This is a genomic window from Devosia sp. (genome assembly GCF_028290625.1).
Lineage (GTDB): Bacteria > Pseudomonadota > Alphaproteobacteria > Rhizobiales > Devosiaceae > Devosia.
In genome coordinates, this window is the sequence record NZ_JAQGJM010000009.1 from 155988 (window position 1) to 179802 (window position 23815).

Below are 23815 nucleotides of genomic sequence, written 5' to 3' on the forward strand. Positions count from 1 at the left end.
GGTTTCCCGGGGCCGCTTCGCGACGTTGACTGTGAAAGCCTAGTTCAGGCGGCCGCTGGCATGGGCCAGGGTGGTATAGACCTTGCCGCGGTCGGAGAGCAGGTATTCGCGGGTTTCGGCGGCTGCGCGGGGGCCGGCGGCGGCACGCTTCAGGAGTTGTTCGAACTCGGACATATAGGCGTTAGCGGTGCGGGCGAAGTCGGCGTCGCGTTGGAACTTCTTGCGCACTTCGTCATAGGTGCCCTGGCCGGTCAGCGAGTAGATGCGGCGCGAGAACACGTTGGATTCACCGGCCTGGTAGCGGGTCCAGGCATCGGCAAGGGCCGCGTCGTCGATCGAGCGGGCGATCTCGTCGGTCAGGCCGGACAGGCTCTGCTGCTGTGGCTGGGCGCTGGCCTGCTTGGCCGTGGCATTGCGCAGCACGTCGCGGAGCCAGCCGCCATCGCCGGACTGCGCTGCCGGTGCAGCTTCCGCGACCACGGGCTGAGCTTCAGGCTCGCGCTGCGGCGGCACCTGGCGCTGGGGCTCAGGACGGTAGGCGTCCTGGCGAGCCGGTTCCTGCCGCTGCGGGGTGGGGCGCAATACGTCCTGGATGGCCGATTCCTGACGTACCGGTTCCTGGCGGACTGGTTCTTGACGAGGCGGCTCCTGCCGCTGGGGCTCGGGGCGATAGGCCTCGGGCTGGCGCGGCGCCTGATAGGGGGCCTCGGCACGCGGTTCCGAGCGGCTCGGGGTCGGTGGGCGGCGGTCGTTGAGGTCGCGCGTTGCGGGCTGGGCCCGCACGATGGCGTTGAGTTCGCTCAGCGCCTCGATCTGCTCTGCCACGACGCGGCGCATGGCGGCAGCGCTGGCGCGGGTTTCCTCAGGCAGTTCGCTGACGCCGCGCTGCAGTTCGGAACGGGTGGCTTCGAGTTCGCTGCCCACTTCCTTGGCGGTGTCGCGCATGGCCTTGGCGGTATCGTTGAAGCGCACGGTGGCTTCCTCGATGGCCTTCTGCATTTCGGCGATCATGGTCTGCTGCGCCTGGCGCAGGACAGCATTGGCGCGCTGGCCCTGGGTGTCGGCGGTGTCGCGGAAATCGCCGAGACGGGCCGCCACTTCCTCGGTGGTCTGATCCATGGCCTGGCGGAACGTGCCGGTGGTCTGGTCCAGCGCCTGGCGCAACTGGCCGGTATGGGAAGCCACCGTGTTGCGCACATTGGCCGAGCTTTCGCTGATCGCATCAGCCAGCGTGCCGGTGGTCGAGTTGAGCACGTCATTGACGTTGCCGGTGGTGATGGCCAGAACTTCGCTGACCCGCTCGCTGGTGTGGCTGAGGGTCTCGCCGATCCGGGCGCTGGTCTGATTGAGGGCTTCGTCGACGCGTGCCGCATTGCTGTTGAGCGCCGCGTTGACCCGCGAGGTGTTGTCCGACAGCACCGAGCCGATCTGCGCGGAATTGTCGGAGAGCGCGTTCTTGACCACGTTGGTGGTCTGGCTGAGCGCTGCGGCCGCGGCATCGCTGGCACGGAGCAGGGCGCCATCGACCTGGGCAGAGTTGGCATTCAGTGTCGTGGTGAAGCGCTCGCTGGTCGAATACATCGCGTCGTTGACGCTCGAGGTGGTCGAGGTCAGCACGTCGGTGATGTTGACCGAAGTGGTGGTCAGTGCCTCATTGACGGCTGCCGTCGTGGTCGAGAGCGCGTTGGTCACGGTGTGGGTCGTGGCCTGCAGGGCATCGTCCATGGCGCGGCGAGCGCCGATCAGGCGGCGTTCGGTATCGTTGACGGTATCGGCAATCGACTGCGCAAACAGGCGCATGCGGCCATCGATATCGTCGGCGCGCGAGGCGAAGCTCGAGGCCAGCGCATCCATGGCGCCGCGACGGTCTTCGAGGGTTTCGAGAGCCACGCTGCTGGTATTGGACAGCGAGTCCGAGGCCTGCTGCATATTGACGGCTTCGGCGTCGAGCTTGCCCAGGACGCTGGAGAATTCGCCGACCATCGAGCGGATGGTGGCCTGCAATGCCCCGACATGCTGGCTGACCATGGCGCCGGCCTGTTCGGTCTGGCCGATGGCGTCGCGGACGGTCGATGAGTAGGTCGAAGTCTGCTGCGCGACCGTGGATTCAAGGTTCGCCAGGTTAGCAGTGGAGGCATCCAGCACGCGTTGCAGCAGCAGGTTGCTGTCGTTGAGCTTGCCCAAAGCGGCGGTGACGTCGGTGAGGATGCGCGAGGTCGAGACCGACATGATGGCCTCGGCTTCGCGGGCATTCTCGCCCAAGGCGTCGCGCAACAGGTTGCCATGGCCCTGCAGGGCGTTCTGCAACTGGTCGGACTTTTCGCTGACCAGCGCCGCGAAGGCATTGGTCTGCTGATCGACGGAGCGGTTCACATCGGCCAGGCGCTGGCTGATGGTATCGACGGCGCCGACGGCGCGCACCGAAACCAGTTGGTCGATATCGGTGGCGGCGACGCGGATCTGGTCGAGCGCCGAACGGACGGCCAGGTCCATGCGGTTGGCGGTGTTGGTGACGTCGGTCGAGATGGCTTCGGTCGCCAACGTGATGCGGGTCGAGATGGTTTCCTCGATCCGGTCGGCGCCTGCCTCGAGATCAGCCATCGATTGGGTGATCGAGGTGTTGATCGAGGCATTGAGGGCCGAGAGGCGCTCGGCAGTGATGTCGGCGCGCGCGGTGATGGCCTCGGGCAGGGTGCCCAGGCGCTGGTCGACCAGGTCGGTGATGGTCTTGCGGGCCGAATTGACGTTGCTTTCGATCAGGTCGGCGGCCTTGCGGGCGCTATCGCTGACGGTCTGGCTGGCGTGGTCGATGCGGGCGGTGACGCCGGCTTCGGCATCGGAGATGCGCTTGACCGCGGTGTCGATGCCCTGGCCGAGGTTGTCGTTCACTTCGGCAACCTTGAGGGCGATCATGTCCGACATGGACGAGACGCGGTCGGTCATGGCGTCGGTGGCGGTGCGCATCGAGCCGTCGATCTTGGCGCGGGCTTCGTCACTCTGGTGAATGAGGGTGTCCGCCAGCTCGCTGGTGCGCAGGCCGATGGTCTCGCCAATCGAGGTGGTGTGGGTCGCCAGGGTGTCGGAAAGCTGTTGTGTGCGGGCGCCGAGGGCGTCTGCAAGCTGTTGGGTACGGGTGCCTACGGCACCGGCCAGCTTTTGCGTGCCGCCATCCAGTGCGCTGGTCAGGGCCGCGCCGCGTTCGTCCAATTGGCTGGTGAGCAGGCCGGCGCGCTCGTCGATCTGGGTCGAGAGTTCCGTCGTGCGTTCGGCCAGCGTATCGGCAAGGCGCTGCGTGCGGCCGGAAATGGCCTGATCGAATGCCGAAGTACCGCCGGCGAGGGTTTCGCCCAGCTCCTGCGAGCGTAGCCGGATGGCCTCGCTCATGTCCTGGCTGCGGCCGGACAGGGTTTCGTTCAGTTCCTGAGTCCGGGTATCGAGCGCCGAATTGATTTCGCCGGCGCGCGTGGTCAGCAACTCATCGAGCCGCTGCGTGCGGCCATCCATGGCCTCGGTGATGAGGTCGGCATGGCCGAGCAGCGAGTCGGTGATTTCGCGCGAATGGCCTTCCAGCGTGTCATGGATGGCCTTGGTGCGGCCTTCCAAAGCGTCGTTGAGCGTCCTGGTGCGACTTTCGAGGGCCGCGCTGAGGGCCACGGTGCGACCTTCCAGTGTATCGCCCAGGGTAGCAGTGCGGCTTTCCAGGGTATCGCTGAGGGTCTGGGCGCGGCCTTCCAGCGTGTCGCTGAGGGTCTTGGTGCGGCTGTCCAGCGTGTCGTTGACGAGCTTGGTGCCGCTCTCCATCGCTGCCGCTATATCGGCAGTGCGCAGGGTGACGACGTCGTTGAAGCGACCCGATTGTTCGTCCAACGCCATTTCCAGCACATTGGCGCGGGCGGCAAAGCTTGTGCCCTGCGCATCGAGACGCTGGATCAGATTGTCGCCCTTGTCGCCGATGACGCCGTCCAGCGTCTGCAGGCGCGAGTCGAGGATGCCGGCAATTTCGGTCAGCCGGGCATCGAACTGACCCAGCGAGTCGGCGCCGGCCGAGCTGAGGGTGATGCGGGCGCGTTCGGAGGTATCGTCCAGCGCGCCGTTGATTTCGATCAGCGCCGATTGCAGGCGGCTGTCGAGGGAGTTGAGCTGGATCGACACGCTCTCGTCGAGCTGGCGCGTCAGCGAGGTCAGCATCGACTCGGCCTCGTTCGAGCGCAGGCCGATATTCTCGGCAATGCGCGAGCCGACCAGGTCGAGCGCGGTGCTCACCTGCTCGCCGCGGTCGCGGAGCTGTTCGAGCAGCGTCGAGCCGCCGTCGGTCAGCACGCTCGACAGCGCATTGGTGCGCTCTTCGATGGCGCCCGAGAGGGTGGTGGAGCGGCTGTCGAGGGCATCGGTCAGAGCCGTCATGCGGCCGTCGATGATCGAGGACAGTTCGATCGTGCGCGTTTCAAAGTCGCGCGACATGGTGGAGGAATGGTCTTCGAAAGTCAGCGCCAGGCGGCCGGCGCTGTCATCGATAGCCGACAGGAATTCACCGGTGCGGTTATCCACCAGCGAGACAAAACCTTCGGTGCGGTCGCCGAACGCATTGGTCAGCGTGTTGCCGGCGGTTTCCAGAGCCTTGGTGAGGTTGCCGCCGCTTTCCACGATAGTGCCGGCAATGCGCTGGCTGATCATGTCGAGGTCGAACACCAGCCCGGTATGGCTCTCGGTGATGGCTTCGCGGACCCGCTCGGTATTGGTCAAGACGCTTTCGCGCTGGCTGGCCAGTTCGGAGATCAGCGCGCGCATGCGCGATTCGTTGTCCGAATAGGTGCGTTCGAGCGCGGTGACCTCGTTGTGGATCATCACTTCGAGCTCGCCGGCGCGCGACAGGGCGCGTTCCAACCCGTCGCCCAGAGCGTTCACTTCGCGGCGAACGGCCTGGCCCACCGAGGCGACCTTGTCGGCTGCGGTGACTTCGGGTTCGGCCAGCCGGATCGCGGCCTGGGTGATCGAGGAGGCGGCGTTGCGCAGGTCGGCGGCGCGGCGGAACAGCGTCGCGACAGCGAAAAAGCCGAGGACCGGCAACACCAGCACGGCGACCATGCCGATGAAATCGAGGGTGCCGACAAAGCTGCCCAGATTGTTCAGCTGGGTGCCATAGCGGATATAGGCCGCGGCGCCGGTGGCCACCAGCCAGATGATCGACAGCACCAGCGCGATCACGGTCGGCGCATTGGACGACTTGTTCTGCAGGCCGTAGAGGATCTTGGAGGTCGGAAAGCGGTCGTCATTGGCGATATTGCCGGCCTGGCTCGCGATCTTGTCGGCGGCGCGCAGGCGTTCGGAACGACCGGGCGAGGGCGAAGAGCTGGTCGAGGCTGACGACGAATCAGTCAGGCGCCGTTCGGAAGAAGTTTCCTTGGGCGTCGGTGCATCCAGGCCAAAAACCGATTCCTTGAGAGCGTCTTCAACCGCCGAAAATGCCAAGGCGGCGGGATCGTTTGCTGGGGTGGGGTTATTCGCCATACTCTTTACAACTCTCGCGTCGGCTCGGCAGCGACTATGCGGCTATGATGAGTTGTAATGACGCCATAGCCCTTTTCGGACCGCTCGCCATTTGGAGACAATTTGATGCAAAGGCATCCAACCGTCCCCCCAACCCTCCGCCGCCGCGCGCTGGTTAATTGTCAGTAATACATTCAATTTGAACCAAACCGAATGCTTTCTTACCCAAAGGTTAATTTTTTGAGTGGGAAACTCGGCGCACCAAACGGGCTAACAAAGGCGAACGTGTGGCTTAATGACCTGTTCACCCGCCTCTTCTAGGGTTGTGGGACGCGGAATTTTCCACAGCAGAAGCTGGCCGCGTGAACGAGGTGACGCCGGATGGCCCAGAACGCATTCTCTGCCGAAAATCCGGGCCCCGACCTCGCCCGACGTCCTGCGCGGCCGATCGACCTGGTTCATCTGGCGCGCCAATGCCTGGGCGATGCGGGCCTCGAACAGGAAATCCTGCGGCTGTTCGACACCACCGCCAAGACCTATTTCGCCCGCCTGCAGCAATCGAGCACCTTCGATGAGCTGGCTTTGAACCTGCACTCGCTTAAGGGCGCCGCCAGTGGCGTTGGCGCCTGGTCTATCGCCGAACTGGCCCGCGCCGCCGAAACCGACCTCAAAGTCGGCCGCCCCCTCACTCCCGAACAGATCGACGATATCGGCGTCGCGGTAGAAGAGGTCAGCGCGTTCGTGGCCGAAATGCTGAGCAAAGAGCCGATCTAGGTCAGCGCTAGCCGCAGCGGGGAAACTGGGTGAGGGGCTCCTATTCCGCCCACTCATTTGACCAAAACCCTTGCTTGCGCCTATAGAGCGCCCAATATCCACGATACGAATGCCATGGTCCGCGCAGGCTTCCTGCTGCCGGGTCATCGTCACATAAGGCCAAGCACTTCTCATGAGCATGTCCAACCTCGCGGCCGAGACCCAGGCGCGGGCTATTCCCAAGGAAGCGTTCCGCACCCGCCGGACCTTCGCCATCATCTCGCATCCGGACGCCGGCAAGACGACGCTGACGGAACGGCTGCTGTCGGCTGCCGGAGCGATCCAGCAGGCCGGCGCGGTGCGCGGCAAGGCTGGCGCGCGCTCTACCCGTTCGGACTGGATGGAAATCGAGCAGCAGCGCGGCATTTCCATCACGTCGTCGGTGATGACCTTCGAGTTCGACGGGCTCACCATGAACCTGCTCGACACGCCCGGCCACTCGGACTTTTCCGAGGACACCTATCGCACCCTGACTGCCGTCGACGCCGCCATCATGGTGATCGACGCCGCGAAGGGCATTGAATCCCAGACGCTCAAGCTGTTCGAAGTCTGCCGCCTGCGCGATATTCCCATCATCACCTTCATCAATAAGGTGGACCGCGAAGGCCTGGCGCCGCTGGACCTGATCGATGAAATCCAGAGCAAGCTGGCGCTCGACCTGACGCCGGTGCTGTGGCCGATCGGCCAGGGCGTCGATTTCGGCGGTTATCTCGATTTGCAGGAAAAGCGCGTCGTCAGCCCGCAGGGCAAGCCGATCGCTGAATATGAGGCGATCGAGGACCTGCTCGACAACGACGCACTGGTCGATAATGCCGTGTTCATGACGGCGATCGAGACGCTGGAAATGGCGACCGCGATGCTGCCGGCATTCGATCTGAAAACTTTCCACGAGGGCCATTTGAGCCCGGTTTTGTTCGGTTCCGCGCTCAAGGGCATCGGCGTTGCCGAGCTGCTGCGCACGCTGGGCGAATGGGGGCCGGAGCCGCGGCCGCAACCGGCCATTCCCGCGCCGATCCAGCCCGATGACTCCAAGGTGAGCGGCTTCGTGTTCAAGGTTCAGGCCAATATGGACGCCAATCACCGCGACCGGATCGCGTTCGTGCGGCTGTGCTCGGGCACGTTCGTGCGCGGCATGCGGCTGAAGAATGTGCGCTCGGGCAAGGACATGGCTGTGTCCAACCCGATGTTCTTCTTCGGTCATGATCGCGAGCTGGCGGAGCAGGCGGTGGCGGGCGATATCGTGGGTATTCCGAACCATGGCACGCTCAGCGTTGGCGATACGCTGACCGAGGGCGCCAATATCAACGTGACGGGCATTCCGAACTTCGCGCCGGAAATCATTCGCCGCGTGCGCCTGACCGATCACATGAAGACCAAGCAGATGGCCAAGGCCTTGAGCGACCTCGCAGAAGAGGGCGTGGCCCAGGTGTTCCGGCGCATTCTTGGCTCGGACTGGATCGTGGGTGTGGTGGGTCCACTGCAGCTTGAAGTGCTAGGGGCTCGGATCGCCAAGGAATATGGCGTGCCGATCACCTTTGAGAGCCTCAATTTCGAGGTCGCGCGCTGGATCGAGAGTGACGATCCCGAAGAGCTGAAGAAGTTCATCGCCGTGCAGAAAACCAACATTGCCGAGGACCGTACGGGGGCGCCGGTGTTCCTGGCGCAGAACGCTTGGTGGGCCGATCGGGCGAAGCAGGACTTTCCGAAATTGCGGTTCATGACCACCAAGGAACGGCATTGAGTTCCTCCGAGCGCATTGAAGAATTTCTGGGTGAAGTCAAAAGCTCCTTTGCTAACAATGCGTTAGTGAAGCTGAAGCTTGCTGGTTATCACGGGGGTGAGGTCGACCTGAAGTCGATCGACGTCAAGAAGATCGTGGTCAAGGGCGGGGATAAGTTCAGCTTTACGTTCCACTACAAGACGCGCGACATCATCAAGAACCTGATCCAACCCGAGGCGATCGGGGCTTTGCGGACGGCGCTGACGAGCGAATTCCGCAGTGCGCAATTGGCGACGACGGGGTTCGATATGAGCTTCGAGCGGAACGGGGAAAAGATCCGGCTGAAGCGGACCGAGGTCGAGGGACGCGAGGCGCCGTCGGGCGATCATGATCGCGCCAAGAACCGCATGATCGATGCAGGCAAGAAGCCGTATCTGCATGCGCTCAAGATCACCGGTGCCGATGGCAACGTGCTTAGCGGCAGCCAGGACAAGTTTCGACAAATCAACAAGATGGTCGAAATCTTTGCGCCGCTGATTCAGGCCATTCCGGGCGATGTGCCCAAGATTATCGATATGGGCGCGGGCAAGGGTTACCTGACGTTTGCGCTATATGATTACCTGGTCAACGTCGCCAAGCGGCCGGTCGAAATGGTGGGTGTCGAGTATCGAGCAGAGCTGGTTGGGCTGTGCAACGAGATCGCCCGACAGTCGGGCTTTGATGGCCTTCGTTTCGAGCAAGGGTCGATCATCGACTATGATGCCAGGGGCGCTGATGCAGTCATTGCATTACACGCCTGCGATACGGCCACTGACGACGCCATCTTCAAGGGGATAAGTTCCGGGGCGTCCCTGATCACAGTTGCGCCTTGCTGCCACAAACAGATCCGCCGCCAGATGGAATCTCACCCAAATTCTACCAGCACGCTGGATTTCTTGCTGCGACACGGCACCTTCCTCGAGCGTCAGGCCGAAATGGTGACTGACGGGCTGCGCTCGCTGCTGCTGGAACAGCATGGCTACAAGACCAAAGTCTTCGAATTCATCTCCGATGCGCATACGCCCAAGAATGTGCTGATCGTGGCGGAGAAGCAGAACAAGCCTGCCGACACGCAAGCGGTGGCCGACAAGATCGCGGCGACCAAGGCGTTCTTCGGCATCGACTACCATCATCTCGAACGGCTGCTCAACGCTTGAGCGCCTCTGTAAGGTTTTGACATGGCTAAAGTGACTTTCGTCGAGCCCGATGGCGAGCGCATCGAGACCGAGGCGCAGAACGGGTCGACCGTGATGGAGACCGCCGTCATCAATGGCGTTCCAGGCATTATCGGCGAGTGCGGCGGCGCCTGCACCTGCGCGACGTGCCATGTCTATGTCGACGACGCCTGGACCGAAGTGGTCGGTCCGCCGTCGAACATGGAAGAGGACATGCTGGACTTCGCCTTCGACGTGAAGCCGACCAGCCGGCTGGGTTGCCAAATCAAGATCAAGGACGTTCTCGACGGCTTGGTGCTGCACGTGCCGACGCGGCAGGGGTGATCGGGGGCACGCCCTCGTGGTTCGAGGCTCGCAAGAGCTCGCTGGGGTGTGACCTTTGAGTAGTCCTCATGGTGAGGTGGGAGCGAAGCGACCCTCGAACCACGAGGACGTGTCCCGATGTTCCAGAGCAGAATTTTCTTCTCGCTGCCTGCGCAAAGATTCTTTTAGCGGCTTTGGGGGATAGTGTCGTGCGGCGTTCTAAGTGCGGCGTTCTGCGGGAAATATAAAAGCGATTGAATTTCAATGCCTTGTTGTGAAGTCCGGTTCTGCTGTAGTTTCCGGCTCTCACAGACAGGAATCCAATGGGCGACCTCAACACATTTCCGTTGAGCTACAAAGTTCAGGGCAAGCGCATCGTCATCATCGGCGGTGGTGAAGAAGCCCTCAACAAAGTCCGATTGGTCACTAAGACGACCGCTAAGGTCGTGATTATCTCCCAGCACATCGAGATCGATTTTTCGGCCTTCGCCGTCGAGGTTTTCGAGCGGGCATTCGTGGCCGCCGACCTCGACAATGCGGCGCTGGTGTTTGTCGCCGAGGAAGGCGTTGACGCCGAGGCGGCCAAGGCCGGGGCGCGGGCGCGGAATATTCCGCTCAATGTGGTCGATGTGCCGGCCGAGTGCGATTTCTACACCCCGTCCATTATCGATCGCGCGCCGCTGACGGTGGCGATTTCGACCGAGGGCGATGCCCCGGTGCTGGCGCGGCTGGTGCGGGCGCGGATCGAGGCTATGCTGTCGCCGCGGATCGGCAAAATTGCCAGGCTGGCCGGTGGGTTACGGCAAAAGGTCGAGAGCCTGATTCACGAAGGCGCGGCGCGTCGGCGGTTCTATGAAACTCTGGTGACCTCTCCACAGATTGAAGCCGCCGAACTGCGCGGCGAGGGCGAGGCGGCAGCGTCGGCCTTGCTGGAGCAGCACATCGCGAGCCAGCAAAGGCAGGGCGTGGTCTGGCTGATCGGTGCTGGTCCGGGCTCCGAGGATTTGTTGACCCTGCGGGCGCAACGGCTGCTGCAGGAAGCCGATGTGATCGTGCATGACCAATTGGTGCCCATGGCCGTGGTGCAGATGGGCCGCCGCGATGCCGAGCAGATCGATGTCGGCAAGGCCAAGGGCCATCATTCGTTTTCTCAGGCGCAGATCAATACGCTGATCGTGCGGCTGGCCCGCGAGGGCAAGAAGGTGGCGCGTCTCAAGTCGGGCGACCCGATGATTTTCGGGCGGGCCGGCGAGGAAATCGCCGCCCTGCGCAGGGCGGGTATCGGCTACCAGATCGTGCCGGGTATCAGCGCCGCGTTGGCGGCTGCGGCCGATACAGCGACGCCGGTGACGTTGCGCAAGGTGTCCAGCGGCTTCGTGATGGCAACGGCCCATGGCGCCGATGACAGCGATCTGGCCCATTGGGCCTCGCTGGCGCAGTCGGGGCTGACACTGGCGCTTTACATGGGCAAGTCGATTGCGCCGGAAGTGGCGGACCGGCTGATCGGGCACGGCGCAGCTGCGGCGTTGCCGGTGGGTGTGGTGGTCAATGCCGGGCGCGCCAACAAGTCATTCTATCGCAGCACTTTGGGCGCAGTATCGGCCGGGGCACTGGAACTGGCCGATGGGCCGGCAATCATTTTCGTAGGCGAAGCCGTTGCGGCTGGCGATTGGGCGGACAATGCCGTGATCGCCGCGCAGGGCTTCAAGGTGGCATGAGCATGGAAATACTAGCTGGCAACGAGCTGACTTCGGGAGCAGCGGTTTATCTCGACAGGCACGGAGATTGGCAGGACAGCCTGCAATCCGCGCGGCTGTTCGGCAAGGACGAGACCGAGGCGCGGGACGCCGCAATCGCCGCGACCAAGGCCACCGGCCGTATCGTCGGCATTGAAATCGAAGAGGTCGAGGACTTCGGCGGGCATGTCGTGCCCAAGCGCATGCGCGAGCGCATCCGCGCGGCGGGCCCGACGACAATCGCGTGGAACGGCGAGACTTTTGGCCGCCAGCATCTGGATGAGGACGGTCATGTATCGATATGACGAATTCGACGCGGCTTTCGTAGAAGGCCGCACGGCGCAGTTTGCCGACCAGGTGGCCCGCCGCCTGTCGGGCGAATTGAGCGAAGACCAGTTCCGGCCGCTGCGGCTGATGAACGGTCTCTACCTGCAATTGCACGCCTATATGCTGCGCATCGCCGTGCCCTACGGCACGCTGAACTCGCGCCAGATGCGCAAGTTCGCCCATATCGCGCGCACCTATGATCGCGGCTATGGCCACTTCACCACGCGGCAGAATATCCAGTTCAACTGGCCCAAGCTGCGCGACGTGCCGGCCATTCTGGGCGAGCTGGCATCAGTCGAAATGCACGCTATCCAGACTTCGGGCAATTGCATCCGCAACACCACAGCTGACCAGTTTGCTGGCGCGGCGGCCGACGAGATCATCGATCCGCGCCCGATTGCCGAGATCATCCGGCAGTGGTCGAGCTTGCATCCCGAATTCACCTACCTGCCGCGCAAGTTCAAGATTGCGATGACGGGCGCGCCGAACGATCGCGCGGCCATTCGTTTCCACGATATCGGCTTGCAGGCGGCCACCAATGGCGCCGGCGATATCGGCTGGGAAGTGTGGGTTGGCGGTGGCCTCGGCCGTACGCCGATGATTGCCAAGTTGATCAACAGCTTCGTGCCCAACGAACATCTGCTGGCCTATCTCGAATCCATCATGCGCGTTTACAACCGCTATGGCCGCCGGGACAACAAGTACAAGGCGCGCATCAAGATCCTGGTGCACGAAGAGGGCCTGGAGACCATCAAGGGCCAGGTGGAGGCCGAATTCGCTGAAGTGCGCGGGGGCGTTTTGACGCTGCCGGCCGAAGAGGTGGATCGCATCACCGCCTATTTCGCGCCGCCGGAATTCAAGACCGGGACCGCGACCAAGATCGATGTGGCCTACGAGTCCATCATCGATCCGGCCTATGGCCGCTGGCTCGACCACAACATCAATTCCCATCGCCAGCCGGGCTACGCCTCGGTGACGATTTCGCTCAAGCCAATCGGCGGCGCGCCGGGCGACGCCACGGATGCCCAGATGGACGCCGTGGCCGATATTGCCGAGCGCTATGCGTTTGACGAATTGCGCGTCAGCCATGAGCAGAACCTGGTGTTGCCGCATGTGGCAATCAGCGACCTGCGCACGGTTTACGATGCACTGGTGGCGGCCCAGCTGGCCGAAGGCAATGCCGGGTTGATCACCGACATCATCTGCTGCCCGGGCATGGACTTTTGTTCCTTGGCGACGGCGCGTTCGATCCCCATCGCGCAGGAAATTGGGCGCAAGTTCGCCTCTGCCGAGCGGCAGGCGGATATCGGCGATCTCAAGATCAAGATTTCCGGCTGCATCAATGCCTGCGGCCACCACCACGTGGCCCATATCGGCATTCTGGGCGTCGAGAAGAAGGGTGGCGAGCTGTACCAGATCACGCTGGGCGGGGACGCTACCGAGAATGCCTCGGTCGGCAAGATCATCGGCCCCGGCTTCGAGGCCGAGCAGGTGCCCGACGCTATCGAGACGCTGGTCGACACCTACATTGCGCGGCGCACCAGCGCCGACGAGAGTTTTATCGCTGCCTATCGGCGATTGGGCGAAGCGCCCTTCAAGGAGGCGCTGTATGGCAACGCTTAATATGCTCCATTCGGAACGCAAACCCGACAAGCTGCGCTCGCTGGGCATTCTGGCGCTTAACGGCATGTTCGACGAGATGGACGCCGTCGGCGTGCTGCGTCAGGCCGCGCAGGACATCCTGCCGGGCGACCTTGCGATCGTGTCGTCGTTCGGCGCCGACTCGGCCGTGCTGCTGCATCTGGTGGCACAGGTTGATCCGAGCCTGCCGGTGTATTTCCTCGAAACCGGCAAGCATTTCCCCGAAACGCTGGCTTATGTCGAGACGCTGAAGAAGCAGCTCGGGCTGATGAATGTCATCGCCATTCATCCCGATCCGGCTGATATCAAGCGCTTCGATCCGACGGGCGAATTGTGGGAAACCGACCCGGATTCGTGCTGCCATATCCGCAAGACCGAGCCCCTGGAGCCCATTACCGAGCAGTTCGGCGGCTGGGTGACCGGGCGCAAGCGCTTCCAGACCAAGGAACGCGGCGTGCTGCCGCATTTCGAACTGACCAGCGACGACCGCATCAAGGTCAATCCTCTGGCCTATTTCAGCGACGCCGATGTCAACCAGTACAAGATCGATCACGGCTTGCCCGAGCATCCGCTGTTCTCTATGGGCTACAAGTCAATCGGCTGCGCGCCTTGCACCTCGGTGGTTGCCGAGGGGGAAGACCCGCGCGCCGGACGGTGGCGCGGCCTCAACAAGAAGGAGTGCGGCATCCACTTCGATTTCAACGGAGCAATTGCCTCGCCGATGAACGCCGCCAAGTTCACGCTCTACAAGGATGGCGCCTTTATCGCCGACCCCTTCCATGCCTGGGAGGACGGCGACGACGCCGCGACCGCGCGTTATAAGCACGTGCCGGTAACGGTGTTCCTCGCCAATCGCGAGGCGTTTTTGGATAACCAGGCGCCGCTGGGGCTGCTGGTGTCGCCGGGCGAAAAGATCGAGGATGTCGAGCAGGACTTGTCCCGCTTTTCCTCGATCGCCATTAAGTTCCCGGCGTTCACTGACGGTAGGGGCTATTCGACAGCCCGTTTGCTAGCGGAACGCTATCACTATGATGGCGAAATCCGCGCTGTGGGTGACGTGTTGCAGGACCAGATTCCGCTGATGCGCCGCTGCGGCGTCAACGCCTTCGTGGTGACGCACCAGCCGACCCGCGAGGCTCTGGAAGAGAACCGCTTGCCGGAAGTGGCGATCTTTTACCAGCCCGTCGGCATCGCCGAAGTGCCGGTGGGCACGCGGCCCTACCTGCGCCGGGCGCACTAAAGACGGGCTTGCCCTCTGGCGCGAAGGTTGGCAGAACGCGCCGACTCCCTGACCATTGAGGGCGTGACACCCTCTCAACGAGACTTGAGACCATTATGAGCGGAAATGAAATCGTCACCGATGTTGTCGTGATCGGCGCGGGGCCCTGTGGGCTGTTCGCGGCGTTCGAACTCGGGCTGCTCGATCTCAAATGTCATTTCATCGACATCCTGGACCGGGCCGGCGGGCAGTGCGCCGAGCTGTATCCGGAAAAGCCGATCTATGACATTCCGGGCTTTCCGGTGGTGACAGGGCAGGCGCTGGTCGACAACCTGATGTCGCAGATTTCGCCGTTTGCGCCGGAGTTTCATTTCAACCGCATGGTCAATTCGCTGACCAAGCAGGACGATGGCTCGTTCGTGCTGGTGACCGATGCCGATGAGACCTTCCGCGCCAAGGTAGTGGTGATCGCGGCCGGTGGTGGCTCGTTCCAGCCCAAGCGCCCGCCGGTGCCCGAGATCGAGCAGTACGAAAACAAGTCGGTGTTCTACTCGGTCCGCAAGATGGACGATTTCCGCGACCAGGACGTGGTGATCGTCGGTGGCGGGGACTCGGCACTGGACTGGACGCTGAACCTGCAGCCGATCGTGCGGTCGCTGACGCTGGTGCATCGGCGCGATGCCTTCAAGGCGGCGCCGGCCTCGGTCAACAAGATGCGCGAACTGGTGATGGACGGGAAGATCAACTTCCTGCTCGGCCAGGTTGCCAAGCTTGACGGCACCGATGGGCAGATCAACCATGTGCACCTCACCATGGATGCGGGCGATCTTTCAATTCCTGCAACGCGTTTGCTGCCTTTCTTCGGGTTGACCATGAAGTTGGGTCCGGTCGCCGACTGGGGGCTGGAGCTCAACGACAACCTGATCGTCGTTGATACCGAGAAGTTCGAGACCTCGGTGCCCGGCCTGTTCGCGATCGGCGATATCAATACCTATCCGGGCAAGCTCAAGCTGATCCTGTCGGGCTTCCATGAAGCCGCCTTGATGGCGCAGCGGGCCAAGAAGATCGTGTCGCCCGATGAGCGGGTGGTGTTCCAGTACACGACCAGCTCCACCAAGCTGCAGAAGAAGCTCGGGGTCGCCTGATGATCGTCAACGTCACCGACCAGGCCGGGGAGCAGCACGAGCTTGAAGCGCTCGACGGCTGGCGCGTGATGGAAGTGATCCGCGACTGGGGCCTCAACATCAAGGCCGAGTGCGGCGGGGCCATGGCTTGCGCCACCTGCCACGTCTATGTCGATGCCGACTGGTTCGACAAGGTCGGCGCGCCCAGCGATGAGGAGGAGGACATGCTCGATACAGTCGGCGATGTCCGCTCGAACTCGCGGCTGAGCTGCCAGATTTTGATGAGCGATGAGCTTGATGGCCTCAAGGTCACGTTGGCGGCCAGTGCGGCCAAGGATGATGTCGCGGCCTAGGCTGCTGATTTCGTTCCCCGATCTAGCCCACCCACTGTTCTTCCCGCGGACTTGATCCGCGGGCCACTCTCAACACGGCACAAGCGGCGAGAGGCCCACGGATCAAGTCCGCGGGAAGGATCGTGGGTGGGGAAGGGCTGGCGATTATTCTGTCCCGAAGTGATTATTCCGCTGCAACCGACAGCACTTCGCGCGGGCCGTGGTGGTTGATGAAGTTGGCGAACTTGTCGAGATAGCCAGTAAGGAAGCCGCGGGTGGTGTCGTCGGTGACCTCGAAGTGCTCATCGATCAGGCCTGGCTTGGTCTGGAAGTAGACTTCGGGCTGGCCCATGACGACCAGATCGAACAGGGGCAGGATTTGGCGGAGGTGGCCCTGGCCGACGGCGGTGCCGATGGCGCCCGGCGTGGTGCCGACGAGCGAGACGGGCTTGCCCAGCCAGGCGCTCTGACCCCAAGGGCGCGAACCCCAATCGAGGGCGTTCTTGATCACGCCGGGGAAGGAGCGGTTGATTTCCGGCATGACGATCAGCACGGCATCGGCGGCGGTGATCTGAGCCTTAAGCTTGGTGACGGCCTCGGGCGGGTTATCCCACAGGTCGTTATTGTAATGGGGCAGGCTGCCGATATCGAGATAATCGAACTTGAGCTGTCCGGCTGCCAGCTTTTCCAGCGTCTTGGCAAAAGTGGCGTTGATGGAATTCTTGGTCAGGCTCCCGACCATAACTGCGACAGTTTTCACGATAATCTCACTGGTATCCGTTGGTAACTGACGCTATATGAGTGCCTATGAAATTCGCCGCAAGACGGCACTTTTTCGATACATCAGGCACCAAAATGAAACCAATTGACGAACATCACGATTGCCGCCCGGTTGGCGAAATCCTGCACCAGATCGGCGGCAAGTGGACCGTGCTGATCATCACCAAGCTGGCCGACGGGCCGATGCGTTTTGGCGAGATCAAGCGCATGATCGGCGGCATCAGCCAGAAGGTTCTGACCGCGACGCTGCGTGATTTGGAGATGGATGGGTTTGTGACCCGCACGGTGACGCCGTCGATCCCGCCGCGGGTGGATTATGAACTGACCGATCTGGGCTATGACCTGCAGGTGCCGCTCAAGGCTATCGGGCAATGGGCCACCATCAACCGGCCAAAGGTGCTCGATGCCCGCCGGCAATATTTCGCCGAGCATCCCGATGCCATGCCCGCCCGGATGGGGCGGATAGCGGAGCTCAAGCAGGCAGCGGAGTAGCCCAAAGCGTGACCGGGTGGCGCCGCGCGCCGTGGCGTGCCTGGCACGGCGCCGCCGACCCAAGGCGGCCAGCGGTGTCGGTTATTCGCATCTTGTGGGATAGGTAGTCGGAGGGGCGGCTCGCCTACTCCGGCCCGGAGCGCTGCGACAAATCCGGGTCGGGGTGTACAGTGGTCAGCCAGAGATTGCCTGGCGCTCATAGGCACCTGGCATCGTGATGGATTAGTCGCCCATGATGCTCAGCGGCATATCGTATTTGGGCGTTTCCACAGGGGTCTTCGGGGCCACCTTGACCGCCTTGGCGCCGGGCTGGCGGACCGAAACTTCTGACGCCACGACATCGCAGCGGAAACCCTTGGCATTGGCTGCCGTGACGGCATCCTGGATCGCACTGCTGTGCTCGACCAACGACTGGCTGGACTGCTCAGGGGTCAGGCAGCCGGGGGCGGCATAGGCAGAACCGCCCGTCGCCAGAATCCCTAGGCCGATAGCGGCGGCAGCAAAACCCGATTTCACAAATGTGTGCATTTATTTTTCCTTTACTTCGGCCGTACCCGACAGTGGGCAATCCAGCGAGGCTGGTGGCCTTTGGGCAGAGTTGCAATGGCGGCTGATTTTCTTTTGTTTTCAGTCGTCTAACGCAATCTAAGACCGTGCTGAGACGGCTTTCAAGTTAAGAAGTGGTCATGCTTTGGCCATCTACGGGCAGAACCCGAGCAGACGTGGTGCCGCACGAGGCGTAGACGCCGGAGCGGTCTAAAGTATCTTCGAAGAAACTACCTGGTGTTCCGTAGTATGCAGGCAGATCATTCCAGCCATGCATCTGTGTGCTGGCGTTGGGGCAATGCGCAAAACAGCGCGCCGCCGACCCCGGGAGGGCAAGCGGTGTGCTTGTTCAGGTTTTGTGTGGGTCAGGTGGTCGGCGCTTCCGCCTACTCCGGCCCGGAGCCCCTGCAATTCCGGGTCGGGGTATACATGCGTCGGCGAAAGATTACCTGGCGCCTAGGGCGCCTTGGCATCGTGATCAATTAGTCCATCAGGCTGGTAGGCGTTGCCTGCTCAGGAGCGGCCTGGAAGTAGACCTTGGGGGTCACTTTGGTAGCGGGCTGCTGAACCGAATAGTCGGAAGCAACGACATCGCAACGGAAGCCCTTAACGTTGGCTGCAGCGGCGGCATCATAGTCTGCGTCGCTGGAGTCGATCAGCGACTGGGCGGTCTGGTCGGGGGTGAGGCAACCAGCGGCAAACGCAGAACCGGCGCTGGCGAAAATGCCCAGACCAACAACTGCAGCGGCGAAACCAGATTTCAAATAGGTGTTCATTTTACTTTTCCTTTACTTTGGGCACAGCTACCCTCCCGGTCCTCAGCTATGCCGAGACCCGTTAGACGCTACTGTGGTAGCGAGTGATTTTTCAGTGTTATCAATCGCCTACGGTGAAGGTAAGTACACTTACGATCGCTTTCAAGTCATCAGATCGTCATGTTTTTGCGGTCTATGGGAAGCTTCCCGCATAGATGTTGTGGCTCCGGATCGGCAGACGCCCGGAATATCCAAAAGTATCTTGGAAGAAACTGCCCACATCTAGAAGATATGCAGCAAGATCATTCCAGCTATGCGTCTATGTGGTGGGTTGGGCGACTTTGGTCAGCTCGGGGATGAAGTCGCGCACCATGGGCTGCTTTTGCGTTTCGAACGGAAGTGGGCGGACGACGCGCATGGCGGCGATGCCGACGCGAACCGTCATCAGGCCGTTAACAACGCCTTCGCCCAAGCGGGCCGAGAGCTTGGCTGCAATGCCCTGGCCGACCAATTGCTCGACGATGCCATCGGTCAGCACTAGGCCGCCGGTGACTGCGAGATGGGCGAGGATGGCGCCGGTGAGCCGCCAGAAGCCAAAGAAGCCTGGGCGGGCGCCGTAGAGGGCCGCAATGGCGCCGGCAAGGCGGACGCTTTCGTAGACGACGAAGGCGATATCGACCAGCGCGCGAGGCGACACGGCGGTGACCAGGGCCACGCGGCGGGCGGAGGCGGCAGTCAGGGCCTTGGCGCGGGCGTCGAGCGGGGCCATGAGGCTGCGTTCGGCGAGGGCGACGATTTCATGGCCGTCGAACAAGTGGGGCACGTTGTTGGCGACGGACTGGCGCGCGCGGGCAAGGTCCGGCCGGCCGGCATAGATACCCTCCAGGCGGCTGACGACGTGCTGGGCGGCGTGTTGATCATTGTTGGCGGTTGCGAGTGCTGCATCGCGCTTGAGGCCGTCCAGGACCTTCAGGCGGCGCAGGGCGAAGATTTCGCGGGCGGCGAGGATGATAACGGCGAGCACGAAGATGGCCAGCACGCCGATGCCGGCCCAGCCGAGCCATTCATTGGCGGCGAAGAGATCACGGATGAGGCGGTCGGCTGCAAGGCTGATGCCGGCGGACACCAGAATGCTGCCAGCGGTCCAGGCGGCGCGGCCGACCCAGCCCATCGGCTTTGCGGCGGGGGCAACGAGGGTTTCGTCGGCGGCGGGGTCGAAGTCGGTCTCGGTGATCTCGACCTTGGCGGGAAGAAAGGCGCGGGGCAGGCGGATACTGTCGTCGGGCTCGGCGGCAGCGGCGGTGGGGCGAGCAATGGGGCGCTTCATTTGAGCCAGTCTCCGATGAGGAAATCCAGCGCCCGGTCGAAGCGGATATGCGGCAGGATGGGGTCGCCGGCCGCGTTACGGTCGAGCTTTTGCGGCGGCACGAAGCGCAGGAAGTTCAGCGAAACCGGCGCGCCGTCTTCGAAAAGTGAATCCGGACGCTCGGGCAAGTCACCGGGAAATAGAGCGATTTCGGTCTTGCCGTCGTATTTTGTGCCGTCCAGCGCCTCGCCCGCCATAGGGGTGCCGATAATGGTGGGTAGGGTTTCACCGGCCTCGCTAATGGTGCCTTCGCGGGTGGCGCGGATGGCGGCCAGGGCTATGGAGCGGGTTTCGGCGCCGACGAAGCGGGCGCGCTTGCTGGCGTCGGCGACGAGGCGGTTGAGGATACTCTCCAGCCGGTCGTGGCTGGTGTGGTGGACGTGATCAGCCTTGGTGGCGGCAAACAGAATGCGGTCGATCTTGCGCACGAAGGGGCGCAGCAGGGGATTGGTATCGCCCTGGCGGAAGCAGGAGAGCACCGAGGTTAGTGCGGTTTCCAGATCGGCGACGGCGGCCGGGCCGGCATTCAGCGCGCGCAGGGTATCGACCAGCACGATCTGGCGATCGAGGCGGGCGAAGTGGTCCTTGAAGAACGGGCGGACCACCTGATCCTTATAGGCCTCGTAGCGGTGTTCCAGCATGGCGTAGAGGCTGGCATTGCGGACCGGCTGGGTTGGTGGCGGCAGCGGCGCGAAGGTGAGCGCTGGCGAGCCCTCCAGATCGCCGGGCAGCAGGAAGCGGCCGGGGGGGAGGGTGGAGAGCGCGCCGTGTTCGCGGCTGCGCCGGAGGTAGTCGGTGAAGGCGGCGGCGAGCTTTTCGGCGTCGGGGTCGTTGGCCTCCTTCTTGGTGTCGATGCTGGCCAGGACTTCGAGGAAGGGGCCGGCTTCCTTGCCCGAGCCGGGGCGCTGGGCGCGCTCCAGGGCGTCGCGGCTCCAGTCGGCAAAGCTCATGGTCAGGAGGGGGAGGTCGAGGAGCCATTCGCCAGGATAGTCGACGATGTCGAGATTGAGCGTCGAGGGGCCGCGCAGGCCGGAGAACCAGGCGGTGGACTGGTATTTGAGCACGATGCGCAATTGGGAAATGCGGCGGGTGCTGTCGGGCCAGGTCGGGGTCCTGCCGGTGAGGGCCTCAAGATGTTGCTCGTAAGCGAAGCGCGGAATGGTGGCTTCGGGATATTCGGCGAGGCGGGCGCCGATGAAGCGGCCCTCGGCCAGCGGAGCAAAGCCGGGCAGGCGGCCGCCGGTCAGCAGGTTATGGATTAGCGCGGTGATGAAAATGGTCTTGCCGGCCCGGCTGAGGCCGGTGACGCCAAGGCGCAGGGTGGGGGTGAAATTGCCGGTGGCGGCATCGGCGAGATTGGTGAGGGCGATGCCCAGTTCGTCGACGATGGTCGTCGGAGATTGTGCCAAGCGATCATCCTCGGTGTGCGGGCAGAAAATAGGGTGTTGGCGGGGCAATGCAAGGGCGGAACGGGTGCGGGGCCCAGGCGTTTTCCTACGAAAGGAGACGTGCCATGCAAAAACCTGTTGTCGAAGTCGATACCATCATCGCGGCTGATCCCAAGGCCGTGTGGTCAGCCATGACCGCAAAGGGCAAGTCAGCGCTGTTCGCCGGAACCGACGTGAAGACCGATTGGAAAGTTGGCCACAAGATCACCTTCTCGGGTGACTGGAAGGGGAAGAAATTTGAGGACCACGGAGAGATTCAGCGGTTCGACGAGGGCAAGGAGCTCAGCTTCACCCACTGGAGCGCGATGAGCGGCGAGCCGGACCGGCCGGAGAATTACCACGTCGTGCGCTATGTGCTGGAGCCCACCGGAAGCAAGACGAGGGTGCGGCTGAGCCAGCTCAATATGGGCGAGGCGGCCGACATCGATGCCAAGACCAAGGCGGAATACACCAAGAACTGGAAGATGATGCTGGATGGATTGAAGGAGAGCGTGGAGAAGCATTGAGGGCGCCGAAGCGCCCCCATCCTATTTCCCGATCTCTTCCATCTCGTATGGCGTGGTCTGGTACATCTCGTTGATCCAGTTCTGGAACAACAGATGCGCGTGACTACGCCAGCGGTTTTCGGGAACGGCGGTGACGTCCCCATTGGGGAACAGGTTGGCGGGCGGGGGCGTGCCCAGGCCCGCCTTGACGTCGCGTTCGTATTCGTCGGCCAGTGAGCGGTTGTCGTATTCCAGGTGATTGAGGAAATAGATCGCGCGCCGCTGCAGGTCCCCCAGCATGCAAACGCCGATTTCGGCGTTGTCGATCAGCACTTCCAGGTTGGCGCCCAGCGTCGATTTGTCGATGTCGTTGTAACGGGACACCGGGATCATCGGGCTATCTGAAAAACCGCGGAGGAACGGCGAAAGCGGGTTCGTTACCTGGTGACGGAACACGCCGAAGGCCTTGTCCTTCATGCGGTAGCGCTGGGCGCCATGGAAATGGTGCAGGGCCGCCTGCGCGCCCCAGCAGATGAACATGGTCTGGTGCACGTTGGTCTTGGTCCAGTCCATGATTTCGAGCATTTCGGGCCAGTAGCGGACCTCCTCGAAGGGCATATTGGCGACCGGCGCGCCGGTGACGATGAAGCCGTCGAACTTCTGCGTGCGCACCTCTTCCCAGGTTTTGTAGAAGGTGTTGAGGTAGTCCTCCGAGGTGTTCTTGGACTTGTGGTCGGAGACGCGCACCAGCGTCAGTTCGATCTGCAGCGGCGTCGAGCCGATCAGGCGGGCGAACTGGGTTTCGGTGCGTTCCTTGTTGGGCATCAGGTTGAGCAGGCCGACATGGAGCGGGCGGATGTCCTGCCGCGCGGCGCGGGTGGAATCCATGACGTTGACGCCCTCGGCCTCGAGCGTCTTGCGGGCGGGCAGATCATCAGGAATGCGAATAGGCATATGACCCTCTTTCGGGTTCGTAGTTGGCGATAGGGCGTAATGCAGGCTGGCGCGTCTCCAATGGGAGGCGCGCTAGCGCATTCGCGCCTCGATCGCTGCGGCCATCAGGTCGACGAATTCGTCGCCGTCGCGCACGATGGCGAGGTCGGAGGCTTCCACCACATAGCCGAAATTGTCGGCCAGCGTCTGGTAACGCGGCAGGCGGTCATGCAGCAGAGCTTCGAAGCCCCAGGCGCCGAAAGCGGCGGGGTCGACGTCGCAGTCTTCCGCGATTTTGTTGAGCGCCTTGTATTCCGCCCAGATCCGCACCAGGAATTCCGGGGTGTAGTAGAGCGGCTTGGGGCTTTGCTTGAACCGCGCAATGAGCTGGCCCGCGTCCTTTTCGGTGCCCCGGATGTAGAGCAGGGCGGTGCTGGCGGTCAGCGTCTCTATCACCGGATCATGGGGATCGGTGGGGTCGACCACCTCGATCAGCGAACCACCCGTGTCGGTGATAAAATCGTCATAGCCATAGAGCGCCTTGGCCCGCTCGATGAAGTGCGGCACGTCGCGTAGGGCCGCGATTTCGGAGACGCGATGCTGCTCTTGGCGGCGCTGGTATTCCTCCAGCGGCAGGCCACCTTTGTCGGGATTGCCAGGCGTGCCAAGGTAGGTCGACAGCGGGTCGAGATTGGCGAAGGTGATGTTGGACGAGATGTAGATCGAATCCGAGCGCAGCAGTTCGGCCAGGAAGGGGTTCTTCATGGCTTCGCGCTTGAAGTTGTCGACGATATGCTCGCCCATATAGCGGGTGCCGATGCGATAATCGGCCGAATAGTGGAACCAGTTCGAGCTGCGCAGCATGGCGCTCAGCCGCGTCTTGCCGACGCCGGCCATGCCGAACACGGTCACCGCGCGATGCGGGGATTTGACGAACTCATCGGCATTCTTGAACAGCATCGCGGCCCTTCCATCCCACCACGCCACGCCTTGCAAAAGGGGGAATGACGCCGGGGAGCAACTGGCTTTGCGTTTAATCGAATGGCGGCAACTTCACAAGCAGGCGGCAATTTCTACCATCGGCCCGGACGGAG

At 62.7% G+C, this 23815-nt stretch carries 20 protein-coding genes; 12 read left to right on the plus strand and 8 right to left on the minus strand.

Translation table 11 applies throughout. From position 1 onward, the window contains the following. Positions 1-39: 39 nt before the first annotated feature. Positions 40-5508, minus strand: a complete 5469-nt coding sequence (locus JWR51_RS04450; RefSeq protein ID WP_299744180.1) for a hypothetical protein — start codon at positions 5506-5508, stop codon at positions 40-42. Positions 5509-5868: 360 nt separating this feature from the next. Between JWR51_RS04450 and JWR51_RS04455 the strand changes: the two genes are divergently transcribed. The 10 genes from JWR51_RS04455 to JWR51_RS04500 all read left to right on the plus strand — a co-directional run bounded on the left by JWR51_RS04455 (position 5869) and on the right by JWR51_RS04500 (position 15937). Beyond that, positions 5869-6261 carry an Hpt domain-containing protein gene (locus JWR51_RS04455; RefSeq protein ID WP_299744182.1) on the plus strand — a complete coding sequence of 131 codons (393 nt, stop codon included), beginning with the start codon at positions 5869-5871 and terminating at the stop codon, positions 6259-6261. Between the two features lie 172 nt (positions 6262-6433). Next, positions 6434-8041 carry a peptide chain release factor 3 gene (locus JWR51_RS04460; protein ID WP_366525547.1) on the plus strand — a complete coding sequence of 536 codons (1608 nt, stop codon included), beginning with the start codon at positions 6434-6436 and terminating at the stop codon, positions 8039-8041. Positions 8042-8106: 65 nt separating this feature from the next. Then, entirely contained in the window at positions 8107-9216 is a 1110-nt protein-coding gene (locus JWR51_RS04465; protein ID WP_299744184.1) for an SAM-dependent methyltransferase, read from the plus strand. Between the two features lie 21 nt (positions 9217-9237). Beyond that, positions 9238-9558, plus strand: coding sequence for a 2Fe-2S iron-sulfur cluster-binding protein (locus JWR51_RS04470; protein ID WP_299731122.1), 321 nt, complete (start codon positions 9238-9240; stop codon positions 9556-9558). A 302-nt stretch (positions 9559-9860) separates the two neighbouring features. Beyond that, positions 9861-11255 (plus strand): siroheme synthase CysG, encoded by a 1395-nt coding sequence (gene cysG, locus JWR51_RS04475; protein WP_299744187.1) that lies wholly within the window; start codon positions 9861-9863, stop codon positions 11253-11255. Between the two features lie 2 nt (positions 11256-11257). Next, the gene (locus tag JWR51_RS04480; protein WP_299744190.1) at positions 11258-11578 is read left to right on the plus strand and encodes a DUF2849 domain-containing protein; all 321 of its coding nucleotides are present in this window, start codon (positions 11258-11260) and stop codon (positions 11576-11578) included. Further along, the gene (locus tag JWR51_RS04485) at positions 11565-13223 is read left to right on the plus strand and encodes a nitrite/sulfite reductase (RefSeq protein WP_299744193.1); all 1659 of its coding nucleotides are present in this window, start codon (positions 11565-11567) and stop codon (positions 13221-13223) included. The genes JWR51_RS04480 and JWR51_RS04485 overlap by 14 nt, the downstream gene beginning before the upstream one ends. After that, positions 13210-14481, plus strand: coding sequence for a phosphoadenylyl-sulfate reductase (locus tag JWR51_RS04490; protein ID WP_299744195.1), 1272 nt, complete (start codon positions 13210-13212; stop codon positions 14479-14481). Before JWR51_RS04485 ends, JWR51_RS04490 begins: the two co-directional genes overlap by 14 nt. Before the next feature lie 95 nt (positions 14482-14576). After that, positions 14577-15605 (plus strand): NAD(P)/FAD-dependent oxidoreductase, encoded by a 1029-nt coding sequence (locus tag JWR51_RS04495; RefSeq protein WP_299744198.1) that lies wholly within the window; start codon positions 14577-14579, stop codon positions 15603-15605. Continuing rightward, positions 15605-15937 carry a 2Fe-2S iron-sulfur cluster-binding protein gene (locus JWR51_RS04500; RefSeq protein ID WP_299744200.1) on the plus strand — a complete coding sequence of 111 codons (333 nt, stop codon included), beginning with the start codon at positions 15605-15607 and terminating at the stop codon, positions 15935-15937. Before JWR51_RS04495 ends, JWR51_RS04500 begins: the two co-directional genes overlap by 1 nt. 163 nt (positions 15938-16100) lie before the next feature. Here the strand turns inward: JWR51_RS04500 and JWR51_RS04505 are convergent, their stop codons facing one another. Next, positions 16101-16676, minus strand: coding sequence for an NADPH-dependent FMN reductase (locus tag JWR51_RS04505; protein ID WP_299744203.1), 576 nt, complete (start codon positions 16674-16676; stop codon positions 16101-16103). Positions 16677-16771: 95 nt separating this feature from the next. Here JWR51_RS04505 and JWR51_RS04510 point away from each other — a divergent pair, with 95 nt between their 5' ends. Continuing rightward, positions 16772-17188, plus strand: coding sequence for a helix-turn-helix domain-containing protein (locus JWR51_RS04510; RefSeq protein WP_299744206.1), 417 nt, complete (start codon positions 16772-16774; stop codon positions 17186-17188). A gap of 222 nt (positions 17189-17410) precedes the next feature. On the opposite strand, the gene JWR51_RS04515 is transcribed toward JWR51_RS04510, so the two are convergent. The 4 genes from JWR51_RS04515 to JWR51_RS04530 form a co-directional block, all read right to left on the minus strand. Then, positions 17411-17716, minus strand: coding sequence for a hypothetical protein (locus JWR51_RS04515; RefSeq protein ID WP_299744209.1), 306 nt, complete (start codon positions 17714-17716; stop codon positions 17411-17413). Positions 17717-18216: 500 nt separating this feature from the next. After that, positions 18217-18510 (minus strand): hypothetical protein, encoded by a 294-nt coding sequence (locus JWR51_RS04520; RefSeq protein ID WP_299744212.1) that lies wholly within the window; start codon positions 18508-18510, stop codon positions 18217-18219. A gap of 298 nt (positions 18511-18808) precedes the next feature. Continuing rightward, the gene (locus tag JWR51_RS04525) at positions 18809-19816 is read right to left on the minus strand and encodes a TIGR01620 family protein (RefSeq protein ID WP_299744215.1); all 1008 of its coding nucleotides are present in this window, start codon (positions 19814-19816) and stop codon (positions 18809-18811) included. After that, on the minus strand, positions 19813-21264 hold the full coding sequence (locus JWR51_RS04530) for a YcjX family protein (protein ID WP_299744218.1): 1452 nt from the start codon (positions 21262-21264) through the stop codon (positions 19813-19815). Before JWR51_RS04530 ends, JWR51_RS04525 begins: the two co-directional genes overlap by 4 nt. Positions 21265-21368: 104 nt before the next feature. On the opposite strand from JWR51_RS04530, the gene JWR51_RS04535 reads away from it, so the two are divergent. Beyond that, a complete protein-coding gene (locus JWR51_RS04535) occupies positions 21369-21809 on the plus strand; it encodes an SRPBCC domain-containing protein (protein WP_299744221.1) in 441 nt (146 codons plus the stop codon). Between the two features lie 21 nt (positions 21810-21830). Here the strand turns inward: JWR51_RS04535 and metA are convergent, their stop codons facing one another. Together metA and JWR51_RS04545 are read right to left on the minus strand one after the other, a co-directional pair. Beyond that, positions 21831-22742, minus strand: coding sequence for a homoserine O-succinyltransferase (gene metA, locus JWR51_RS04540; protein ID WP_299744224.1), 912 nt, complete (start codon positions 22740-22742; stop codon positions 21831-21833). Between the two features lie 72 nt (positions 22743-22814). Beyond that, positions 22815-23681 (minus strand): ATPase, encoded by an 867-nt coding sequence (locus JWR51_RS04545; RefSeq protein WP_299744227.1) that lies wholly within the window; start codon positions 23679-23681, stop codon positions 22815-22817. Positions 23682-23815 lie beyond the last annotated feature (134 nt).

What these genes read in the sequence shown, in the direction of transcription:
- JWR51_RS04545 (WP_299744227.1), bottom strand. Translation starts at nt 23,681, where the DNA reads ATGCTGTTCAAGAATGCCGATGAGTTCGTCAAATCCCCGCATCGCGCG.
- JWR51_RS04460 (WP_366525547.1), top strand. Translation starts at nt 6,434, where the DNA reads ATGAGCATGTCCAACCTCGCGGCCGAGACCCAGGCGCGGGCTATTCCC.
- cysG (WP_299744187.1), top strand. Translation starts at nt 9,861, where the DNA reads ATGGGCGACCTCAACACATTTCCGTTGAGCTACAAAGTTCAGGGCAAG.
- JWR51_RS04490 (WP_299744195.1), top strand. Translation starts at nt 13,210, where the DNA reads ATGGCAACGCTTAATATGCTCCATTCGGAACGCAAACCCGACAAGCTG.
- JWR51_RS04485 (WP_299744193.1), top strand. Translation starts at nt 11,565, where the DNA reads ATGTATCGATATGACGAATTCGACGCGGCTTTCGTAGAAGGCCGCACG.
- JWR51_RS04510 (WP_299744206.1), top strand. Translation starts at nt 16,772, where the DNA reads ATGAAACCAATTGACGAACATCACGATTGCCGCCCGGTTGGCGAAATC.
- JWR51_RS04495 (WP_299744198.1), top strand. Translation starts at nt 14,577, where the DNA reads ATGAGCGGAAATGAAATCGTCACCGATGTTGTCGTGATCGGCGCGGGG.
- JWR51_RS04450 (WP_299744180.1), bottom strand. Translation starts at nt 5,508, where the DNA reads ATGGCGAATAACCCCACCCCAGCAAACGATCCCGCCGCCTTGGCATTT.
- JWR51_RS04520 (WP_299744212.1), bottom strand. Translation starts at nt 18,510, where the DNA reads ATGAACACCTATTTGAAATCTGGTTTCGCCGCTGCAGTTGTTGGTCTG.
- JWR51_RS04455 (WP_299744182.1), top strand. Translation starts at nt 5,869, where the DNA reads ATGGCCCAGAACGCATTCTCTGCCGAAAATCCGGGCCCCGACCTCGCC.
- JWR51_RS04515 (WP_299744209.1), bottom strand. Translation starts at nt 17,716, where the DNA reads ATGCACACATTTGTGAAATCGGGTTTTGCTGCCGCCGCTATCGGCCTA.
- JWR51_RS04500 (WP_299744200.1), top strand. Translation starts at nt 15,605, where the DNA reads ATGATCGTCAACGTCACCGACCAGGCCGGGGAGCAGCACGAGCTTGAA.
- metA (WP_299744224.1), bottom strand. Translation starts at nt 22,742, where the DNA reads ATGCCTATTCGCATTCCTGATGATCTGCCCGCCCGCAAGACGCTCGAG.
- JWR51_RS04525 (WP_299744215.1), bottom strand. Translation starts at nt 19,816, where the DNA reads ATGAAGCGCCCCATTGCTCGCCCCACCGCCGCTGCCGCCGAGCCCGAC.
- JWR51_RS04535 (WP_299744221.1), top strand. Translation starts at nt 21,369, where the DNA reads ATGCAAAAACCTGTTGTCGAAGTCGATACCATCATCGCGGCTGATCCC.
- JWR51_RS04480 (WP_299744190.1), top strand. Translation starts at nt 11,258, where the DNA reads ATGGAAATACTAGCTGGCAACGAGCTGACTTCGGGAGCAGCGGTTTAT.
- JWR51_RS04470 (WP_299731122.1), top strand. Translation starts at nt 9,238, where the DNA reads ATGGCTAAAGTGACTTTCGTCGAGCCCGATGGCGAGCGCATCGAGACC.